The 19064-nt window shown below is 38.1% G+C and carries 11 protein-coding genes; 7 read left to right on the top strand and 4 right to left on the bottom strand.

Translation table 11 applies throughout. From position 1 onward, the window contains the following. Window positions 1-20: 20 nt before the first annotated feature. Window positions 21-1178: an acyltransferase family protein gene (locus tag ABDJ41_RS21810; protein WP_349788270.1), complete on the bottom strand. Its 1158-nt coding sequence runs from the start codon at window positions 1176-1178 to the stop codon at window positions 21-23. 72 nt (window positions 1179-1250) lie between these two features. Continuing rightward, entirely contained in the window at window positions 1251-3173 is a 1923-nt protein-coding gene (nagB, locus tag ABDJ41_RS21815) for a glucosamine-6-phosphate deaminase (protein ID WP_349788271.1), read from the bottom strand. A 295-nt stretch (window positions 3174-3468) separates the two neighbouring features. On the opposite strand from nagB, the gene ABDJ41_RS21820 reads away from it, so the two are divergent. After that, window positions 3469-4668: an anhydro-N-acetylmuramic acid kinase gene (locus tag ABDJ41_RS21820; protein ID WP_349788353.1), complete on the top strand. Its 1200-nt coding sequence runs from the start codon at window positions 3469-3471 to the stop codon at window positions 4666-4668. A 9-nt stretch (window positions 4669-4677) separates the two neighbouring features. Here the strand turns inward: ABDJ41_RS21820 and ABDJ41_RS21825 are convergent, their stop codons facing one another. Beyond that, window positions 4678-5424, bottom strand: coding sequence for a DeoR/GlpR family DNA-binding transcription regulator (locus ABDJ41_RS21825; RefSeq protein ID WP_349788272.1), 747 nt, complete (start codon window positions 5422-5424; stop codon window positions 4678-4680). A gap of 236 nt (window positions 5425-5660) precedes the next feature. Between ABDJ41_RS21825 and ABDJ41_RS21830 the strand changes: the two genes are divergently transcribed. Together ABDJ41_RS21830 and ABDJ41_RS21835 are read left to right on the top strand one after the other, a co-directional pair. Then, window positions 5661-9080: a SusC/RagA family TonB-linked outer membrane protein gene (locus ABDJ41_RS21830; protein WP_349788273.1), complete on the top strand. Its 3420-nt coding sequence runs from the start codon at window positions 5661-5663 to the stop codon at window positions 9078-9080. 11 nt (window positions 9081-9091) lie between these two features. Beyond that, window positions 9092-10936 (top strand): RagB/SusD family nutrient uptake outer membrane protein, encoded by a 1845-nt coding sequence (locus ABDJ41_RS21835; protein WP_349788274.1) that lies wholly within the window; start codon window positions 9092-9094, stop codon window positions 10934-10936. Window positions 10937-11042: 106 nt separating this feature from the next. On the opposite strand, the gene ABDJ41_RS21840 is transcribed toward ABDJ41_RS21835, so the two are convergent. Continuing rightward, window positions 11043-11789 (bottom strand): DeoR/GlpR family DNA-binding transcription regulator, encoded by a 747-nt coding sequence (locus tag ABDJ41_RS21840; RefSeq protein WP_349788355.1) that lies wholly within the window; start codon window positions 11787-11789, stop codon window positions 11043-11045. 259 nt (window positions 11790-12048) lie between these two features. On the opposite strand from ABDJ41_RS21840, the gene ABDJ41_RS21845 reads away from it, so the two are divergent. From ABDJ41_RS21845 to ABDJ41_RS21860, 4 genes are read left to right on the top strand one after another with little or no spacing between them, the layout of a single operon-like run. Then, entirely contained in the window at window positions 12049-15069 is a 3021-nt protein-coding gene (locus tag ABDJ41_RS21845) for a SusC/RagA family TonB-linked outer membrane protein (protein ID WP_349788275.1), read from the top strand. An 11-nt stretch (window positions 15070-15080) separates the two neighbouring features. Next, a complete protein-coding gene (locus ABDJ41_RS21850; RefSeq protein ID WP_349788276.1) occupies window positions 15081-16622 on the top strand; it encodes a SusD/RagB family nutrient-binding outer membrane lipoprotein in 1542 nt (513 codons plus the stop codon). After that, entirely contained in the window at window positions 16622-17395 is a 774-nt protein-coding gene (locus tag ABDJ41_RS21855) for a hypothetical protein (protein ID WP_349788277.1), read from the top strand. Before ABDJ41_RS21850 ends, ABDJ41_RS21855 begins: the two co-directional genes overlap by 1 nt. A gap of 4 nt (window positions 17396-17399) precedes the next feature. Beyond that, on the top strand, window positions 17400-19034 hold the full coding sequence (locus tag ABDJ41_RS21860; RefSeq protein WP_349788278.1) for a PKD domain-containing protein: 1635 nt from the start codon (window positions 17400-17402) through the stop codon (window positions 19032-19034). The last annotated feature ends 30 nt before the right edge of the window (window positions 19035-19064 follow it).

A 19064-nucleotide genomic window follows, 5' to 3' on the forward strand; every position in this document is an offset into this window, starting at 1 on the left:
GCAAATCATGGTTGTTAACTTTAAACCTTTATAAAGATTTTTTTATTGTACATTATCCATAAGATAAGCAACCAGAAAACAATCACTGAAACGGCCCATGCGAGAGAAGCATTTATGGGTGAAAAGTTTGCAGTTAATCCTGAATATAGCCAGGCCTGGAGATTCTGTTCAGTACCATTGGCCGATTTTACAGAAAACATTTGAAGTGTTCTGGGAATCATGCCAGATAAAAAGAATACGGTAATTGCATTGACGCCATAAACGACGAAGGGTTTGGTAAAACGATTATAGTTTTGAACGTCAATAATCCAGTAACAGAATGCTAAAATCAAAGTGGCAAGGCCGCCAGTGTAAAGTACAAATGAACTTGTCCACAATGCTTTGTTAATGGGAAATTGTAAATCCCAGATTAAGCCAAGTGCTACGGCAGCTGTTCCTGTACAAAATAACCAGACTATTTTTGTTGCAGCATCGATATCTTTGCGTTTCAGATAAACTCCAACCAAAATACCGAATAGTCCCGTTGCTATTGCTGGCATGGTGCTTAATATGCCTTCTGGGTCCCAGGTTTTAGAGGCTTTCCATAAATGCGCTTCACTAAGTATGCTGCGGTCTAACCAAGCACCAAGGTTTGTTTCTTTTTCAAGATTTGCATAACCAACACCTGGTACGGGTACAAAAGTCATTAGTGCCCAATAAATGGCCAGAAGACTAATGAGGATTTTGAATATATTTTTCTCACTGTTTTTTAGAAATATAATCGTAGAGATAAAGAAAACTACTGCAATACGTTGTAATACTCCAGGTATCCTTACATTTTGAATGGCCTCAATTGGGTTGGTGAAAACTTTAGGATAAAGAGAGAGGAATAAACCGAGTCCAAATAAGATTAGGGTTCTTTTTAGTGCTTTCTTAATGGTTTTATGATGTGTGGTTGGGTCTGATTTCTTGCTGCCCATCGCATAAGCAATAGAAACACCTACGATGAATAGAAAAAAGGGGAAGATGAGGTCTGTAGGTGTACAACCGTTCCAACTTGCATGTTTTAACGGGGCGTAAATATTACCCCAGTCGCCTGGATTATTAACAAGGATCATAGCAGCAACAGTTGCGCCCCTGAAGAAATCTAGTGATAATAATCTTGCAGGTGCTTCCTGCATAAGCTGAGGTTGAGCCATGGTCGGTTTTAAAATAAAAATCCCGCTATCGCAATAAGCAATAGCGGGATTAAATATAATAAAAAAAATATACTAAAATTTATAACGAACAAAGGCTTCCATGGCTTCATACTCGGCCAGACCCAGGCTGTCATAGGCCTGCGCTGTTTCTCTATTTCTGTCTTCAGCACGTTGCCAGAATTCTCTTGGGTCATCACCAGGGAATACAGCGGTGTCTTTTTGCGACTGATGTTTGAAGATTGCCATTTTCTTACGCTCAACTTCTTGTGGACTAAGTGGAACAGCCATTTCAATTTCATGAGTTTCAAATTCTTGCCATGCACCACGGTACATCCATAACCAGCAATCCTTAACCCAATCTTCAGTTTTGCTTAAGCGTTTTAAGGCTTCTAATATGATATTGAAACAAACGATATGTGTACCATGCGGATCTTCAAAGTCGCCTGCCGCAAATACCTGATGAGGTTTTACTTTCTGCAACAATTCCATAGTTAAAACAACATCAGCTTCAGTTACAGGGTTTTTCTTAACCTTGCCACTTTCGTAGAAAGGTAATGCCATAAAGTGGATATGGTCATCGTCTAATCCGCAATACCTAGCTCCGGCAATTGCCTCTCCTTTTCTGATCAGACCTTTAACGGTTTGAATCTCAGGTGTGTCAATCTGATTAGGTTGCTTAGTCGCCATGAAAGAACGCATATTTTGATACAACGTTTTCAATTCTGAAGTATCAAGCCCCATTTTTTCAGAAAAATCTATGTTGAACTCAACAAAACGCAAAGCGTCATCATCCCAAACTGCTGTATTTCCTGAAGTTTGGTAGGCTACGTGGACATCTTGTTTTTGATCAGCAAGGCGAATAAAGGTACCGCCCATAGAGATTACATCATCATCTGGATGTGGAGAGAAGATGATAGAGCGTTTTTTAGCAGGCTCAGCTCTTTCTGGCCTTTGTGAATCATCAGCATTAGGTTTACCACCTGGCCAACCTGTAATTGTATGCTGTAATTTATTGAATATATCAATGTTAATGTTATATACCGGGCCTTTTTCGACAGCTAACTGCGCCATACCGTGATTGTTATAATCATCTTCAGTAAGTTTCAGTATTGGCTTTTTAAGCGTATTAGCTAACCAGATTACAGCTTTTTTAGTTAACGCTTTATCATCCCAAGAGCAATCTTTAACCAACCAAGGTGTGTCAAAGCGTGTAAGCATTGAGGCTGCATCCTGATCTAAAATAAACTCAACATTATCTGATAGCTGAAGGTAAGTAGCAGGAGTTTCGCTTGAAAGCTCACCTTCTACAGTTTTCTTGATAATAGATGCTTTTTTTCTATTCCATGCCATTAGAATAATTTCTCTGGCTTTGAAAATAGTGCCAACACCCATTGTGATTGCTTTTGTAGGAACAAAAGACTTTCCACCGAAGTCTCTGGCTGCATCTCTTCTTGTCAGATCATCAAGGGTAACCAAGCGTGTTCCAGAGTTTGGCGCAGAACCTGGCTCATTGAATCCGATGTGACCTGTACGTCCGATACCGAGGATTTGAATATCTAATCCTCCCAGGTCTCCAATCTTTTTCTCATAATTCAGGCAAAATGCAGGGATTTCCTCTAAACTCAAGGTTCCATCAGGAATGTTTACGTTATTTCTGTCGATATCGATATGGTCAAACAGATTTTCATTCATGAAAGTAACATAACTCTGTGCTGCGTTAGGCTGCATAGGGTAATATTCATCCAGGTTAAAGGTAATCACATTTTTAAAACTTAAACCTTCCTCTTTATGCATTCTAACAAGTTCAGCATAAACGGCAATTGGAGTAGCTCCTGTTGCTAAACCTAATACAGCCGGAGCATTGTTTTTTTGTTTTTCCCTAATGAGATTCCCGATACGATGAGCAACACTAAGTGAAGCTGCTTGGGGGTTTTCAAAGACAGAAACAGGCAGTTTTTCAAAGCGAGTTTCTTCTAGAAGATTTAATCTAGCCATTTAATTTTTGTTCTTAAATTTTGTACGGAGCAGTAAATATAGGTACTCTTAGGACTTTATCAAATTTTTTAAGAAGTATATCTGACTTAATTTCCCAATGTCTTAACAAGAAAAGAGAATTAGGCGTTTGTGCAAACGGTTGATCACTATGAATAAGGGCAGGTTGAGGAAAAAGTATTTAATTAAAAAGATTTTAATCCAGTATATTTAAATTTGAGTGATTTGAAACATAGATTCCTATAACAGGATTAAAAGTATCATGGATAGTAAGTTAGAGTTAAGTTGTACAGAAGGTTTGAATTCAAATTGGAGGAAAATCTTCAATATTATTCAAAAGCCGGAACGGATTATTATAGGATTAATGTCTGGGACATCAATGGACGGACTGGATATTGCTTTATGCGGGGTGTCTGGAAGTGGAACTGATACTAAAGTTAGAGTAATTGAGTTTAAGACGGTTGAGTATACAGAGACGTTTAAAGCAGAAATAAAGTCTATATTCTCCAGGCGTGATGCAGATCTGCAAATGGTATGTATGATGAATGAAAAGATTGCATTGGTGCATTCAGAAATGATTTTAGAAGCAATTGATTCTTGGGGTTACAAATCTGATGAAATAGATGTGATAGCGAGTCACGGACAAACGATCTTTCATGCTCCTAAATCCTTACATGGTCTGGATGGTTATCCGGATGGGACTTTGCAAATAGGAGATGGAGATCATATAGCGGTTAAAACAGGAATTGTAACAATAGCCGATTTCAGACAAAAGCATATTGCTGCTGGTGGTGAGGGAGCTCCCTTAGCTGTTTATGGAGATTATCTGCTTTTTTCTAAAAAGGGTGAGGATCGGATTATGCTCAATATTGGGGGAATTGCCAATTTTACCTATCTCCCGGCAGATAATGATGCTGCTAAGGTTTTCTCAACAGATGTTGGGCCAGGAAATACTTTAATGGATCAGTATGTTCAAAAAAACTATTCAGGACTTTATTTTGATAAGGATGCTACTATTGCAAGTTCTGGAACAATTAGTGAGGCACTTTTAAGTGAGTTAATGCTATCTGGTTTTCTGGATGCAGACTTTCCTAAAACAACAGGTCCTGAGCTATTTAATCTGGGGTATCTTGAGCAGGCCCAGAAGGCATCAGGAACCATGACTATCAGGAATGAAGATGTACTGGCTACATTGTGTTGTTTTTCTGCCCGGGTAATTATTAATGCCATTGAAAAATGTTTTGGAAAAGCTGCGGGGCCTGCTGTTTATATCAGTGGAGGTGGAATCCATAATCCGATGCTTTTAGATCAGCTTAAAAAAGGACTTTATAACGCTTCATTCCATACAACGGATGATTTGGAGATTAATCCTGATGCTAAAGAGGGTGTATTATTTGCTATTTTAGCTAACGAAACTCTAGTGGGTGGAAATACAAATTTTGGAAATAGGCAGGGTGTTCCATCAGTTACAATGGGAAAGATATGTTTACCTTACTGATTAAATTCGTTAGAGAATTTGAAGTGTATTTACTTTATATGCACTAAGTTCAGGAGATTGAGGGTCAAGCTCTGTAATTAAATAATCAATGTTTTCTAAAGCTGCTACCTTTAATCTTAATGAAATTCCCAATTTCTCTGAAATGCAGAGAATACCAGTTTTTTTACAAGAATTTAGCATGGCTTTTTTAAGCTGGTTGATTTCCCAATCTGTATCTGTTAGTCCATCATGGGGGTGAATTGCACTTGTTCCTAATAAGCACAGGTCTGCATTGATTTCAGAAAGCTGATTAATGACATGTCCGCCATAAGTTACTTGTGAATTTTTAGAAAAAATACCGCCAATAAGTATAACTTCTATTTTAGGATATTTTGCAAGTTCTATTGCTACAAAAGGACTGATTGTAAAAAATGTAGCATTTAAGTTTTCAGGTAGTTGTTTTACAAGTTCAATAATTGAAGTTCCCCCTCCAGTTAAAACAACCATTCCATCCTTAATTAAAGAAATCGTTTTTTTGCCAACAATGATTTTTGCTTCCTTGGCATATACCTCGCTATCATCAAAAGATGACTGATAAGATTTTGAAAGGGCACCACCATGTACTTTTGATAATTGTCCTTTTTCTGATAATTCCTGTAGGTCGCGGCGAATAGTATCTTCTGATACATTAAGTAAGTCTATAAGATCGGAACTAAGTACACGGTTATGCAGGTTAATCTGACGCATTATAAAGCCGTGTCTTTCTTTTTTGAGCATAAATGAAATTTTTAGCGAATGTAAAAAAAATTATATCAATTGAGCGCGTGCAGTATTTTGCGTGTTTTTGCTGGGTTTGCTTTGGTTTGATAGAAAATTAGTAAAAATTTATTGTTTTATATGAAAATTCTTTTTTATATTTATAAGAGCGTTGAATTTTATGCGGGTTAGCGCGTTTTTTTCAATTCTCGATTAATACCAAGTATAGTTCTAAACCTTTATTAAAATCGGCGTTTATGAAAAAAAAACTACTCCTAACTTTAGGTTGCTTTTTGTTCTTCGCACATGTTTTTGCGCAGCAAAAAACAATCATTGGTAAAGTTACTTCGTCAGATGGCAGCCCGCTCCCCGGGGTTACTGTTAAATCTAAAAACACACCTGCTACTATCGAAACCAGTGCAAATGGTAATTATTCCATTCGTGTTAGTGTGGGTGACGTAATTACATTCTCTTACATAGGTTACCAAACACAAGAATTAAAAATAACGGCGGCGACAACAACTTATAATGTATCACTTAAAGAAAGTGATCAGGGGTTGAGTGAGGTTGTAGTTGTTGGTTATGGTACGCAGAGAAAATCTAATCTGACTGGTGCGGTTAGTTCAATTGATGTAAATAAGACTCTACTTGGTAGGCCTGTTGCTGATGTTGGAAGGTCACTACAGGGCGCTGCACCAGGTTTAAGTGTGGTGATTCCGAGTGGAGAAGTTGGGTCTGATCCGATTATTAAAATCAGAGGACAGATTGGTTCATTCAGAGGAACTGCACAACCTTTAATTTTATTAGATAACGTTGAAATACCTAGCATTCAGCTCGTTAATCCAGCAGACATTGCAAATGTTACAGTATTGAAAGATGCTGCTGCTTCATCTATTTATGGAGCAAAGGCCGCATTTGGTGTAGTGTTAATAACCACAAAAACAGGTTCAGGATCTGATAAGCCAACAATCAGTTACACTAATAACTTTTCTTTTCAGAATCCATGGAAAAAATTGAGAATGGGAGAAGTTAGTGCTTTGAAGTATACAGTTGATGCTGCTGAGCGTATAGGAACATTTACACCTGTTGGTGCATTTTATTATGTAGATCGGGCTAGTTATGAGAAAGCTGTTGAATGGCAGAATACTTACGGAGGTACAGTTGGTCCAAATGATCCTACAGTTTTTGGAAGAGATTGGTATGTGCAGGGTGCTACTAACCAGAAGATGGGGGTTAGGACTTATAATGCATATGATTTAATGGTTGAAGAGTGGGCACCAACTCAGCAGCACAACTTATCAATTGGCGGTACAACGGGTAAAACAAGTTATAATATAGGATTAGCGGCATTAAATCAAAGTGGTATGATGAAGCCTGCTAAATCGGATGAGTTTACCAGGTATAATGGTTCATTAAAAGTGTCAAGTGAGCTTAATAAATATCTTACAGTTCGGGCAGGCGCAATGTATGTTCAAAGAAATAAAGAGTATGCGTATATCACTAACTCGACCACTGCTGACCCTTGGTTGTATCTTTATCGTTGGGGCCCATTGTATCCATTTGGCAATGATGAAAATGGTGATCCTATACGAAGCCCAGCTAGTGAGGCTGCGGCGGCAAATACAGCAAAAATTCTACAAAATTATTTTAATGTCAATGCTGGTGCTACAGTTAATATTAAAGACAACTGGAAAGTGGACTTTGATTATACATTCTCTAATCAGGATACAATTTGGAATAGGCCTGGAACAAGATATACTGCCAGAAATTCCTGGGTTGCTCCAAGAGCGAGATTGGACGGGAGCGGGGCTCCTGTCTATGTAAATTCTGCCGGTCAGGTAGTTTCGAGTGGTACGCCCGGCTCATTTGCAGCATTCGATCTTTTGAAAGAAACATATACAGCAAATGGTGCTAATCCAGATCATATGTACAGATTTGCAGGCAACTGGTATACACATACAATTAATGCCTTTACTACTTATAATCTGAAATTAAAGGAAGATCATGATTTTAAATTTATTTTGGGTATTAATCGTGTAGCACTTAGCAGAGAGTCACAATTCACACAGATCACTAACCTCAGTGATATTACTAATCCACAGTTTGCGTTTGCTGCCGGTACAACGACGGGAGGTGGTAATAAATACAGGGAGGCACAGTTGGGGTATTTTGGGCGTGTCAATTATGCCTTTAAAAATAAATATCTATTGGAGGCTAATTTACGTTATGATGGTACTTCGAAATTCCCTCGCGATTTGTGGTGGAGATGGTTTCCGTCTTTCTCAGCAGGATGGGTTGCTAGTGAAGAGCAATTTATGGATTGGGCTAAGCCATCATTATCATTGCTGAAAATAAGAGGTTCATGGGGCTCTATTGGCGATCAGACCGTGTCATCTGGCTTATATATATCACAAATGCTAAGTGGGATGTCTAGCTGGATTAATAGTGGGGTAAGAGCTCCGTATGTTGGAACACCTACGGCAGTAGTATCTTCTATCGGATGGCAAAATATTGTGAATAAAAATCTTGGTGTGGACTTGGGATTTTTGAATAACAACTTGAATGTGACTTTTGATATTTATCAGCGCGATTCTAAGGATGCCATTGTACCAATGGAGGGTGTTCCTTTAACTTTTGGGGCAGCAGCTCCTGTTAGTAATTTTGGTGAATTAAGTACCAGAGGTTGGGATCTTGCTGTAGATTATAATCATAGGTTTGAAAATGGTTTAGGTGTTAACCTTAGAGCTACTCTTTCAGATGCGAAATCAATTATTACGAAATATGGTACACTTACAGGGGTAAATGAAAATTATGTTGGAAAAACAATTGGAGAGATTTGGGGGTACCGTACAGATCGCTTGTATCAACTTAGTGATTTTGAATTAGATGGTGCTGGAAAACCTCAGTTGATTACTTTAACTACTGCAGAAAGTGCCTTGCATGGTAATAAAAAAGCATATAAGTTAAAAGCAGGTGCTGATGGTAAAAAGCCAGTGTATCAACCATTTCTTCAAAATTCTGCAGATTTTAATTTTGGACCTGGAGATGTTAAGTTTATCGACGTAAATGGCGATGGCGAGATTAGTAATGGAAAAGGATTATTGAATGATCATGGCGATTTGGAGAAAATAGGTAACTCAACACCAAGGTATGAATATAGTTTCAGATTAGGTTTTGATTTTAAAGGGTTTGATGTTAGTGCTTTCTTCCAGGGGGTAGGGAGTCGTAAGATTTGGGGTGATGGATTTCTTGCCATTCCCGGTTATAACTCTGCTGATGGAGCAATGCCTGCTGCCTTTTCTGAAAATTACTGGACACCGCAAAATACTGGAGCATTTTATCCTGCAGCGTATAATAATGCAGGGAGTAATGTAAATAACAATTTACAGGTACAGGATCGCTATTTATTAAATATGGCTTATATCAGACTTAAGAATCTAACTTTAGGTTATTCTCTGCCTTCGGATTTATTGAGAAAGGTAAGTGTTAGTTCACTTAGGGTATATGCTTCTATAGAAAATTTTATCACCTGGGATAAATTAGGTGATTTGCCAATAGATCCAGAAGCAATCAGTGGATATTCTATGTGGAATCAGGATAATTACAATTTGGGTCGTATAGGCACTGGAATACCTGCTTTTAAAAGTATTTCATTTGGCGTTCAATTAAACTTTTAAAACTTAGAGATATGAGATATTTTAAATATATATATAGCCTGATTGCAGTAATTGTTCTATTTGTTTCTTGTAATAAAGATGTATTAGATAGGCCGCCTCAGGATACTTACAGAAATGATAACTTCTGGAGAAATGAAGATGATCTTCGTCTGTACGGAACGGGGTTCTATACCAATTATTTTAATGGGTATAATTCCAGTTTTACAGCAGATTATACACCGATCAGAGGGTACACCTTTTCGGATGATTTAACAGGTAAAAATGTTCAGACTGCTTTTGAAAGTAGTATCCCTAGCTCAAGGGGCTCTGTTTCTGAAGTAGCTGCCTGGATGTCAACATATGCGGGGCCAACCTGGGATTTTGCATGGGTACGTAAAGCAAATCTATTTCTTAACCGCATAGACAATGTCACTAAGCCGAATCTTACGGATGATGCTTATAAGCACTGGACGGCTGTGGCTAGATTTTTTAGGGCGTATGAGTATTGTAGATTGGTAAGTGTATTTGGTGATGTTCCATATTTTGATAAGGAATTGAAAGAAGATGATTTTGCGGCCTCTTATATAGATAGAGATGATCGGGGTAAGGTGATGGATAAGGTTTATGATGACTTCAAATATGTAATGGCAAATATGCGTTTAAGCGATGTAAATTCTCAATACTTGAATAGGTATGTTGCTGCTGCTTTTATTTCTCGGTTTATGCTGTTTGAGGGAACTTTTCAGCATTATCATAATCTGGATCAAGCTCGTTCAAAAAAGTATCTGGAGTTTGCTGTAGAGGCTGGATCTTTTGTAATGGATGCAAACAAATGGTTTTTTACTAGTGACTATAAAGCTTTATTTTCTTCTGATAATTTGGCAGGGAATCCGGAAGTTCTTTTTTACAGATCATACGATGCAGGCTTAGGGATTCTTCATTCAATTGGTTCTTATAGTAATGGGACGGAAGTTCCGGGGGTGGATGCAAACCTGGTATTTATTAAATCTTTTATTGCGAATGATGGCAAGGTATGGCAAACTTCAGCAGTTCCTAATGCGAGTTCCTTTGCTATAGCTGATCTTGTAAAAACCAGAGATCCCAGATTTGAGGCTTCGTTTATCGATAGGCCATTGGCTTCATCCGCAACTTTGTTATATAGTTATAAGTTTGCTTCACGAGAAGCGATTACCTTTATTGGTAAAAGTTATCCTCCAGCTTGGGGTAGTAATACTAATACGAGTGATGCTCCGGTAATGCGTTTGGGTGAGGTAGTGTTGAATTGGATAGAGGCAAAAGCAGAATTAGCCCAATATCATGGAGGTGTAGCTGTAAGTCAAATGGATTTAAATAGATCGATTAATGCAATTCGTAATCGCCCATTAGATGGAACTGCGATAGCAAAAGGTATACAGAAAACGGCGCCATTAAATTTGGGTGCTTATCCAAATGATCCGGTCCGTGATGGAGATGTACCAGAGTTGATTTGGGAAATTCGAAGGGAAAGAAGGATGGAGCTCTCATTTGAACACTCTCGTTTACTCGATTTGAAGCGATGGAAAAAACTGAATTATATGAACTTTAGCACTAATCCTGATTATTTATTGGGACCATGGGTAAATGTTCAGACAGAGATTCCTGCTTTTTTAACTCCGGCAAATGCTGCGGCACTTACTGTAAAAGTGAAAAAACTGGATGGAACTATTGTGACTTATAATGGTACCAATGCAGCTGCGATGGTGGGTTTCTGGATGGTGACAGGTGCAAGGGACAGGAACGCTTTTACTGATCGGTCATATCTAGCTCCTGTAGGACAAGCGCAGATTGTTCAATATGAAGAAAAGGGATTCAAGTTGACTCAGACAAAGCTTTGGTAGTTATTATTTCAAATTAAGTTTACCTATAAAATTAAGAGCGGCACATTTCATGATGTGTCGCTTTTTATTTAATAAATGGTGTCGAGTCTGAACTCAATTGGGAGCATTAAAGTATTTTAAGGTTATTTCCTTTATATGCAATTAGTTCCGGAGCTTGTGGATCAAGTTCAGTGATTAGATAATCAATATTTTCTAAAGAGGCGACTCTTAACCTTAGTGAAGTATCTAGTTTTTCTGATATACAGAGGATACCTGTTTTCTTGCATGAATTTAGCATGGCTTTTTTGAGTTGGTTAATCTCCCAGTCTGTATCTGTGAGTCCATCTTGTGGATGGATTGCGCTGGTTCCTATTAAACATAGATCGGCATTGATTTCGGCAAGCTGATTAATTACATGTCCACCGTAAGTTGCCAGAGAGTTCTTAGAGAAAATACCTCCAATAAGTATAACCTCTACATTAGGATATTTAGCAAGTTCTATGGCTACAAAGGGGCTGATCGTAAAAAAAGTAGCATTTAAACTTTCAGGTAGGCGTTTTACAAGTTCAATGATTGATGTGCCTCCTCCTGTTAAAACAACCATCCCGTCCTTAATTAAAGGAATCGTTTTTTTGCCGATGATGATTTTTGCTTCCTTGGCATATACCTCGCTGTCGTTAAAGGAAGATTGATAAGATTTTGAAAGTGCGCCGCCATGTACTTTTGATAATTGCCCTTTTTCTGATAACTCCTGCAGATCACGCCGAATGGTATCTTCTGATACATTAAGTAGATCAATAAGATCAGAGCTAAGTACACGATTGTGCAAGTTTATCTGGCGCATAATGAAATCGTGTCGTTCTTTTTTTAGCATATTAAAAAACTTAACTCCAGGTAAATGGAGTGCGAATGTAGTCAAAAATGTGAAAGCAATTTATGGTTTATTTATGCAGGTTTGTGCAACATTAATTTTACAAAACATGAAACTAAGATTGTGTTTTGCGGGAAAAAGCTGGAAAATATTATTGATATTTACTAATGTTTAGTTTCTGTGCGGGTATTTGCGTGATTCTGTCCTTTGACCAGGGATGCTAAACAAAACAGAATTTGAACTATTAACCAAATAAGCTTTTATGAAAAAAAAATTACTCATGCTGTTTTTGAGTACGTTTTTGCTGACTGTTTATGCAATGGCGCAGCAAATTACAGTGACAGGAAAGGTGTCATCTGCCGAAGACAAGCTAGGGGTTCCTGGAGCCTCTGTCAGAGTCAAAGGCACATCTACAGCAGTCCAATCGAACATGGGTGGAGTGTACTCCATCAAAACCAAAGCCGGTGATGTATTACAATTCTCTTACATTGGCTTTGAAACTCAGGAAAGAACTGTTGGTGCTGCCACAACAATTGATGTTGTTTTAAAACCAGATGCCAAATCATTAAGTGAAGTAGTGGTAACCGCCCTTGGTATTGAAAGGGACAAAAGAACGCTTACTTATTCTGTGCAAAGTGTAACAGGAGATGATTTAAGGCAATCCAACCAGTCAAATATTATTAATGCTTTACAGGGGCAAATTGCAGGTGCTCAAATTAGTTCGTCAGGTGGATCGCCTGGTCTGCCTTCTGAGATCATTTTAAGGGGGTCGACCACTTTATCCGGGGATAATCAACCGTTAATGATTGTAGATGGGATTCGGGTAAGTAACTCCTCATCAAATGGAACAGTAAATAGGTTGGCAGATTTTAATCCAGAGGACATTGAAAACATATCTATCCTTAAAGGGGCCGCTGCAGCAGCTCTTTATGGTATTGACGCTGCTTCTGGAGCAATTATCATTACGACAAAGGCAGGTAAAGCAGGCACGCTTCAGGTTAATGGATCTTATAAAACTTTTGTAGAGACCATGGGACGTACGCCAAGGCAGCAAGGTATTTATACAGTAGGAACTGGTGGAGTGTTTGATGAGTCGACAAGGAGTTCATGGGGAAGAAAATTCCGTTATGATGAAAAAATATATGATAATATAGATCGTTTTTTTGAAACTGCAATTACACATGATGTGAACATGAATATAAATGGAGGTTCAGATAAACTGAGTTATTATGTTTCCGGAGGCTATCGAAATGCAGGTTCAATGGTGCCTAATACAAATCAGGAGAAAATAAACCTCCTGGTAAAAGGGACTGCTAAACTTAGTTCTAAGATCACAGTAACAACATCAGCTAACTATATCAAAAATGACATTCAAGAAGGACTAGGAGGAGCCTCAGCAGGAGGTTGGATTAATAGCATCCTAACTTATCCAAGAATGTATGATATTTTGAGCTATCAAAAGCCTAATGGAGAGCCACTGTACTCTTATATTGAAGCAGGGGATGTAACTCAGGCAAGAATATCACCTATGTGGGGAGTAATGAGAAACCCCAGAAATAATAATGTTGATCGTTTTTTGGTAAACAATAATATCGCTTATAAACCTGTTGATTGGGTTACATTGAGCTATAGATTGGGACAGGATTATACCAATTCAAAGTATAGAACAATCACTACTCCAGGCACCCCTGGTAGTAATTTTGATGGTGCAGTCTCGGAGAATAATGGGGTGACAAAATTTATTACTTCGAACTTCACATCGACATTTGACAGGAAGTTTTTAAAAGATTTTAGAGCAACTTTAATATTAGGAGGTAGCAGTGAATATTACGACAATAGATCTATTGCCTATTCAGGGAATACATTTTTAGTAAGTGATATTTTTTCTCCGAATGTTATAAACAAAGAGAATCTTACACTAACGGAAGGTTTGTCGCGCAGGCAACGTTATGCTGTTTTTGGTGACATGAAACTAGAATACAAGGGGATCCTTGCGGTAGGTATCACAGGGCGTAATGACTGGACTTCTACTCTGCCGGAAAATGCACGAACTTTCTACTCTCCTTCTTATTCTGGTAGTTTTACTTATTCTGAACTATTTGAAAATAAAGATAAATGGTATGGTAAACTAAGGATTAGTTATGCAAAAGTGGGTAAGGATGCACCTATTTATCGTACAAATACCAATCTGGTACAGGTAAATACTGTAGGTGGTGGATTTGTGACGAGTGCTACAGGTGGAAACCCAGATTTAGGACCTGAAAGAACACAGGAATTTGAGTTGGGAACAGAATTGAGTTTCTTTAAAAGAAGATTGAATGTTGATCTGACTTATTATGAGCGTAAAAGTTTAGATATGATCATGACCCCAAGGGTACCGTTGCCTTCTGGATATGTAATCATGACTTTTAATGCTGGATCTTTGCGTAATAGAGGAGTAGAGATGTCATTTAGTGGTACACCTGTGAAAACTAATAGTTTTAGCTGGACTGCTACTTTGAACGCATGGAAAAATACCTCAAAAATGTTGGAGTTTGCCGGTGATATTGTAACTTTTAAATATACTAATGCACAGCTTAACGCAGGGGTTGCTGCGACTTCACTAAATGAGCCGGTTCTTGGCATTATTGGATCCGATTACAAAAGGAATGAAGAGGGGTATGTGGTGGTAGATAAAAATGGCTACCCTGTAATAGACAATAGTAATAAGGAGAATTATATAGGAAATAGAGAGCCAGAATTTAATATTGGTTTTATTAATACCTTAAAATACAAACAGTTTAACCTGTCTTTTCTATGGGACTTTAGATTTGGTGGGGATATCTTGAATGCAAGTCGTCAAGGTATGATGTCCAATGGTATTGCTTATGATATTGGCCAATGGAGAGATAAAGAATTCGTTTTTAATGGTGTTGTGCAGCAAGATGATGGTACTTATATAAAGAATACTAAACAGGTAGTTTTGGATTATAGTTATTTTGCCAACAACTATTATCAGGTAGGAACCAACTTCGTTGAAAAAGTAAACTGGGCAAGAGTAAGGTACATTACCTTAGGTTATCAGTTGCCTAAATCATTTGCTACCAAATTAGGACTTAAAAATGTTGGATTAGAGGCCTCTGCTCAGAATCCATTTATTATCAGCAACTATTCTGGAGGTGACCCTGAGGTAAATAGTGCTGGCCCTAATGCTGGAGGATCGGGAGCGAGTACAATGGGTGTAGATAATGGAGCTATTCCATTGCCACGTACATTCTCTTTTGGTATTAATGTGACGCTTTAAGATTTATGATTATGAAAACGATATTAAGAAATATAACATTGGTTGCTGCTATCATCAGCATAAGCTCATGTAATAAATTGGATCTAAATGTTAACCCTGTGCAGCCAGTTACTGTGCCGGCTAAGCAGCGTTTACCAGGAATTGAAGCCAATCTGGCTTATTCTTTTTACTCTCAGGCCCGGTTCTCGGCATATCATAGCTATTATTTTACTACCCGAGCTGGAAATAGTAATTCTATTACTGACACCTGGAATTACAATTCAATTACCAGAATGGGTGCCTGGAGATGGCATTACTTTGATGTAGGGTCAAATGTTAATGGAATGATTATTCGCGCAGTTGAAGATAAGTCTAATAATTACGTAGGCGTGGGTAAAATCATTCTAGCGGCAAGCTACCTTTCTGCCACGGACGTTTTTGGTGATATGCCGCTAAAGCAAGCTTACTCAGGTAGTTTTAATCCATTATATGATACACAAGAAGAAGTATTTGCAGGAATTGATAAGTTATTGAATGAAGGAGTTGCCGAGCTGGATAATGTGAATGAACTAGCACAAAGCATGGATGGAACAGCTGATCTGATTTATAACGGAAATCTAGAGAGTTGGAAAGCATTTGCAAAAGCAATTAGAGCAAGAATGAAATTGCGTACTGCAAATTTTCAAAATGGAAATCAGGAGTTATTGACCATTGTTAATGATGCGCTTGTTCAGTTTCAGGATGCTTTGTTTAGATATCCTAAGCCGACTACTACCGGCTGGACAAGCAATTTATGGGGCCCAACACTTCCACCTCCGGCTGGTGAGGCATTCCAGTTTGCAGATATCAAAAATGACATGGTGAATACTTTGCCTACAGACGTACTGATGAAAGCGTTAACGGTTGATGCAACGACTAACCCTGTAATTTACGATCCACGACTGTTTAAATTAACCACGCCAGGGATTAACAAAAAATATCTCGGTGCAAAGATGTCGGAAGGATTAAGAGACGCAAGTTTACCTACAAACACTACTTATCAGGACTTTGCCATTGTGTCAAATGGATATTGGACATCTGATGGCTCACCATTTCCTATTATGATTAAAGAGGAGCTGTATTTTATTAAAGCTGAAACCTTGTTTTATCTAAATCAGCTAGATGAGGCGCTCACAGCTTATCATGCTGGAATTGAGCTCAATTTACGACGTTTGGGTGTAGAAGAAGGCCAGATCATCAGTTATATGGGATCCACAAAGGTTGCTCAGAATACTGGAAGTCTTAAGATATCAAATATTATGATGCAGAAGTACTTAGCGTTATACCTTCAGCCTGAAACATGGTCTGATATGAGAAGATATGGTTATAATGTAAAAGCTTATCCTGATGTTAAATACCCAAGGTATGCATTGGCCGAATGGGGTGGGAAATACATTCAGCGCTTTCCTTATGATCCTCAAACGGAATATGTGTTTAATCCAAAGGAGATAGAGAGGTTAGGAGCTAAAGTGAGGAATTGGGTCTTTACTCCAGTATGGTGGGCGGATAATTCGAAATTAAAATTTGATGAATAATGAGAACAAACGTAAATAAATACATAGGATTTTTGTTGATGTGTCTATTCATCATATCCTGTAAGAAAAATGATCCGATTACTGATTTAGGTGAAACCAATAATCAGTTTGCTACTCAGTTGAGGGTAACTTATAATAAAACAAGAGTTGCTTTTGGTGATACATTGATTGTTTCCGCTTCTACCTGGCAAAGAGATGATAAATTTCAGAAAGTAGACCTTTATGAAACTGTAGTTGAAACTTTTGGACTAAACATGTCTTTGAAAAACGGGACCACATTGGTGACAAAGGGAGAGGATGAATCTACTCTTACTGTTGTTGATTCTATTCTTAAGAAGAGCATAATGTTTGAGGTGCAAGCCGTAGATCTGGATAAATATTGGGTTACGGCATCTAATAATTATGTGATCAGACACGAGTATATGGTTAAACCTAAAATAGGCAAGTATCCAAATGATGTAAATATGATTGAGGGGTTGTCTGATGATGATTTTAATGTTCTGAAAGGGGTGTTGGCTTATGTAATCACTAAGAATGATTATCTGGCGTTTTTTCCGGGAGCTCCGGCTACTCATTTTGCGACTTCCGGAACTTCTGCATTATCTGCTATTGGTTTAGCAAATCTCAAAGCAAATCTGACGAGGGCGCAACTGGTTGCGAATGTGTTAACTATAAAAAAGGTCGGTAATTATAATATTGTAGTTGATGTTGCAGCAATAACGCAGACTAATACCATTACAGCAGCAACAAGAGCATTTGATATAGCATTATAAGATCATGAAAAAAAATAAACTCATATATATATTGATTGGCCTTGTTTTTCTAGGCTGTTCAAAGGACGATATTTCCACTATAGGACAGCAGGGAGCATATGTGGCTAACTTTGATTTTCCTTTAGGAGAATTGTCAGCTCCTGCAAAGGTTGTTTTAACCAATCGTTCAAAAAATGCAGATAAATTCCATTGGGAGTTTGTTGGCGGGAAAACGCTGACAAAGGCAGGAATTTCCGATTTGACTGAATCAGAGAAAATGACTCCTGATACCATTTTATATCAGCTTCCAGGTGATTATACAGTAAAGCTTACTACCTGGCAGGGAGATAAAAAAGAGGAGATAAGTAAAACAATCTCGTTGAAAAAGATGCAACCAAGAATTGTTGTCCCTCAAAATATTGCTGTTTTTCAAGATGCGGTATTTGACGCTGTGGCATTTAATTATCCTGGAAAGGAGGTTACTTATTCATGGGATTTTGGAGCAGGAGGAACTTCTGTTATAAAGCGTCCAACAGTGAAATTTGAAACTGAAGGGTTGCATACCGTTAAACTTACAGTGAATGACGGAGTAGAATCATTAAGTGTTGAGGTTGTGGTTGAGGTAAAAGGTGAATTGGCTAAAACAATTTTCTTTACTGATGTGATTACAAAGAAAATCTATAAGTATAAACTGACAACATTAAGCCCGGCTCAGGTCGTTGATATGGGTATTACAACAGGTGTAAGTCCTTTAGGTTTATCAGTAGCAGGAACAAAATTATATTATTCTGAGGCAGGAAATGGCTTGAGATTTACTGCTACTACCGGACATTATCAAGGTGACGGTTATTTGAAATCTTTCAATTTTGATGGTTCAGGTGAAAAACTCATTACGAAAAATCCAGATCAGTCAACTGTTGGATATAATGCAGATCCATGGATGAATATGGTTGATAAAGATGGTAATATCTGGTGGACTACCAGAACTAATGGTATTTTTGTTATCAATTCATCCGTAAGTGAAGCTGTCTATCCTGCATTTAAAATAAGGGGAGGATATACCGGTTATGCTACAACGAGTCATTTTTATAGTGGTATTAAGGAGGTAAATGATGAAGTATGGGCTTCACTTACTGGTACGGCAGGCTTGGGTATAGCACGTTATACTAAAGCTGGAGTGTTTATAGAACTCCTGCCGGGAGCCATTAAAGATCATGGTATACGTCAGTTTGTTGTGGATAAAGTAAATAATCACATTTATTTTGCAATCAATAAATCTGCAACCCTGGAGCCTGGTATTTATCGTTCTGATATGACTGGAAATGGTATCGTGCCAATCTACAATGATCCGGCAGCGATGGGGTTCTCTACAGGTACTCCAGTCAGAGGTTTTAGTGATCAAGGGTTTACGAGTAACCTGACTAATGAGACGATCTATGTAACGGGTATGGACATTGATGTAGATGAAGCAGGAAAAGGATATCTATATTTCGGATATAGAAACCGAGCGGATGCTACTGGCACTAATGCCCCTCAAACCGTAGGTTCGGGTTCGCAATCCGGTATTATGCGTTACAAGTTAGATGGAAGTGCCCCTGCGAGCTTCCTGTTTAAGGGCTATGCTCCATACGGTTTGGCAATTGATCAGGTAAAACGATAGTATTTATTAAAACACTTCTCCGGCTAAGCC

The organism is Pedobacter sp. ASV1-7, from assembly GCF_040203335.1.
Taxonomy (GTDB): domain Bacteria; phylum Bacteroidota; class Bacteroidia; order Sphingobacteriales; family Sphingobacteriaceae; genus Pedobacter.

What these genes read in the sequence shown, in the direction of transcription:
- ABDJ41_RS21810 (WP_349788270.1), bottom strand. Translation starts at nt 1,178, where the DNA reads ATGGCTCAACCTCAGCTTATGCAGGAAGCACCTGCAAGATTATTATCA.
- nagB (WP_349788271.1), bottom strand. Translation starts at nt 3,173, where the DNA reads ATGGCTAGATTAAATCTTCTAGAAGAAACTCGCTTTGAAAAACTGCCT.
- ABDJ41_RS21825 (WP_349788272.1), bottom strand. Translation starts at nt 5,424, where the DNA reads ATGCTCAAAAAAGAAAGACACGGCTTTATAATGCGTCAGATTAACCTG.
- ABDJ41_RS21830 (WP_349788273.1), top strand. Translation starts at nt 5,661, where the DNA reads ATGAAAAAAAAACTACTCCTAACTTTAGGTTGCTTTTTGTTCTTCGCA.
- ABDJ41_RS21835 (WP_349788274.1), top strand. Translation starts at nt 9,092, where the DNA reads ATGAGATATTTTAAATATATATATAGCCTGATTGCAGTAATTGTTCTA.
- ABDJ41_RS21840 (WP_349788355.1), bottom strand. Translation starts at nt 11,789, where the DNA reads ATGCTAAAAAAAGAACGACACGATTTCATTATGCGCCAGATAAACTTG.
- ABDJ41_RS21845 (WP_349788275.1), top strand. Translation starts at nt 12,049, where the DNA reads ATGAAAAAAAAATTACTCATGCTGTTTTTGAGTACGTTTTTGCTGACT.
- ABDJ41_RS21850 (WP_349788276.1), top strand. Translation starts at nt 15,081, where the DNA reads ATGAAAACGATATTAAGAAATATAACATTGGTTGCTGCTATCATCAGC.
- ABDJ41_RS21855 (WP_349788277.1), top strand. Translation starts at nt 16,622, where the DNA reads ATGAGAACAAACGTAAATAAATACATAGGATTTTTGTTGATGTGTCTA.
- ABDJ41_RS21860 (WP_349788278.1), top strand. Translation starts at nt 17,400, where the DNA reads ATGAAAAAAAATAAACTCATATATATATTGATTGGCCTTGTTTTTCTA.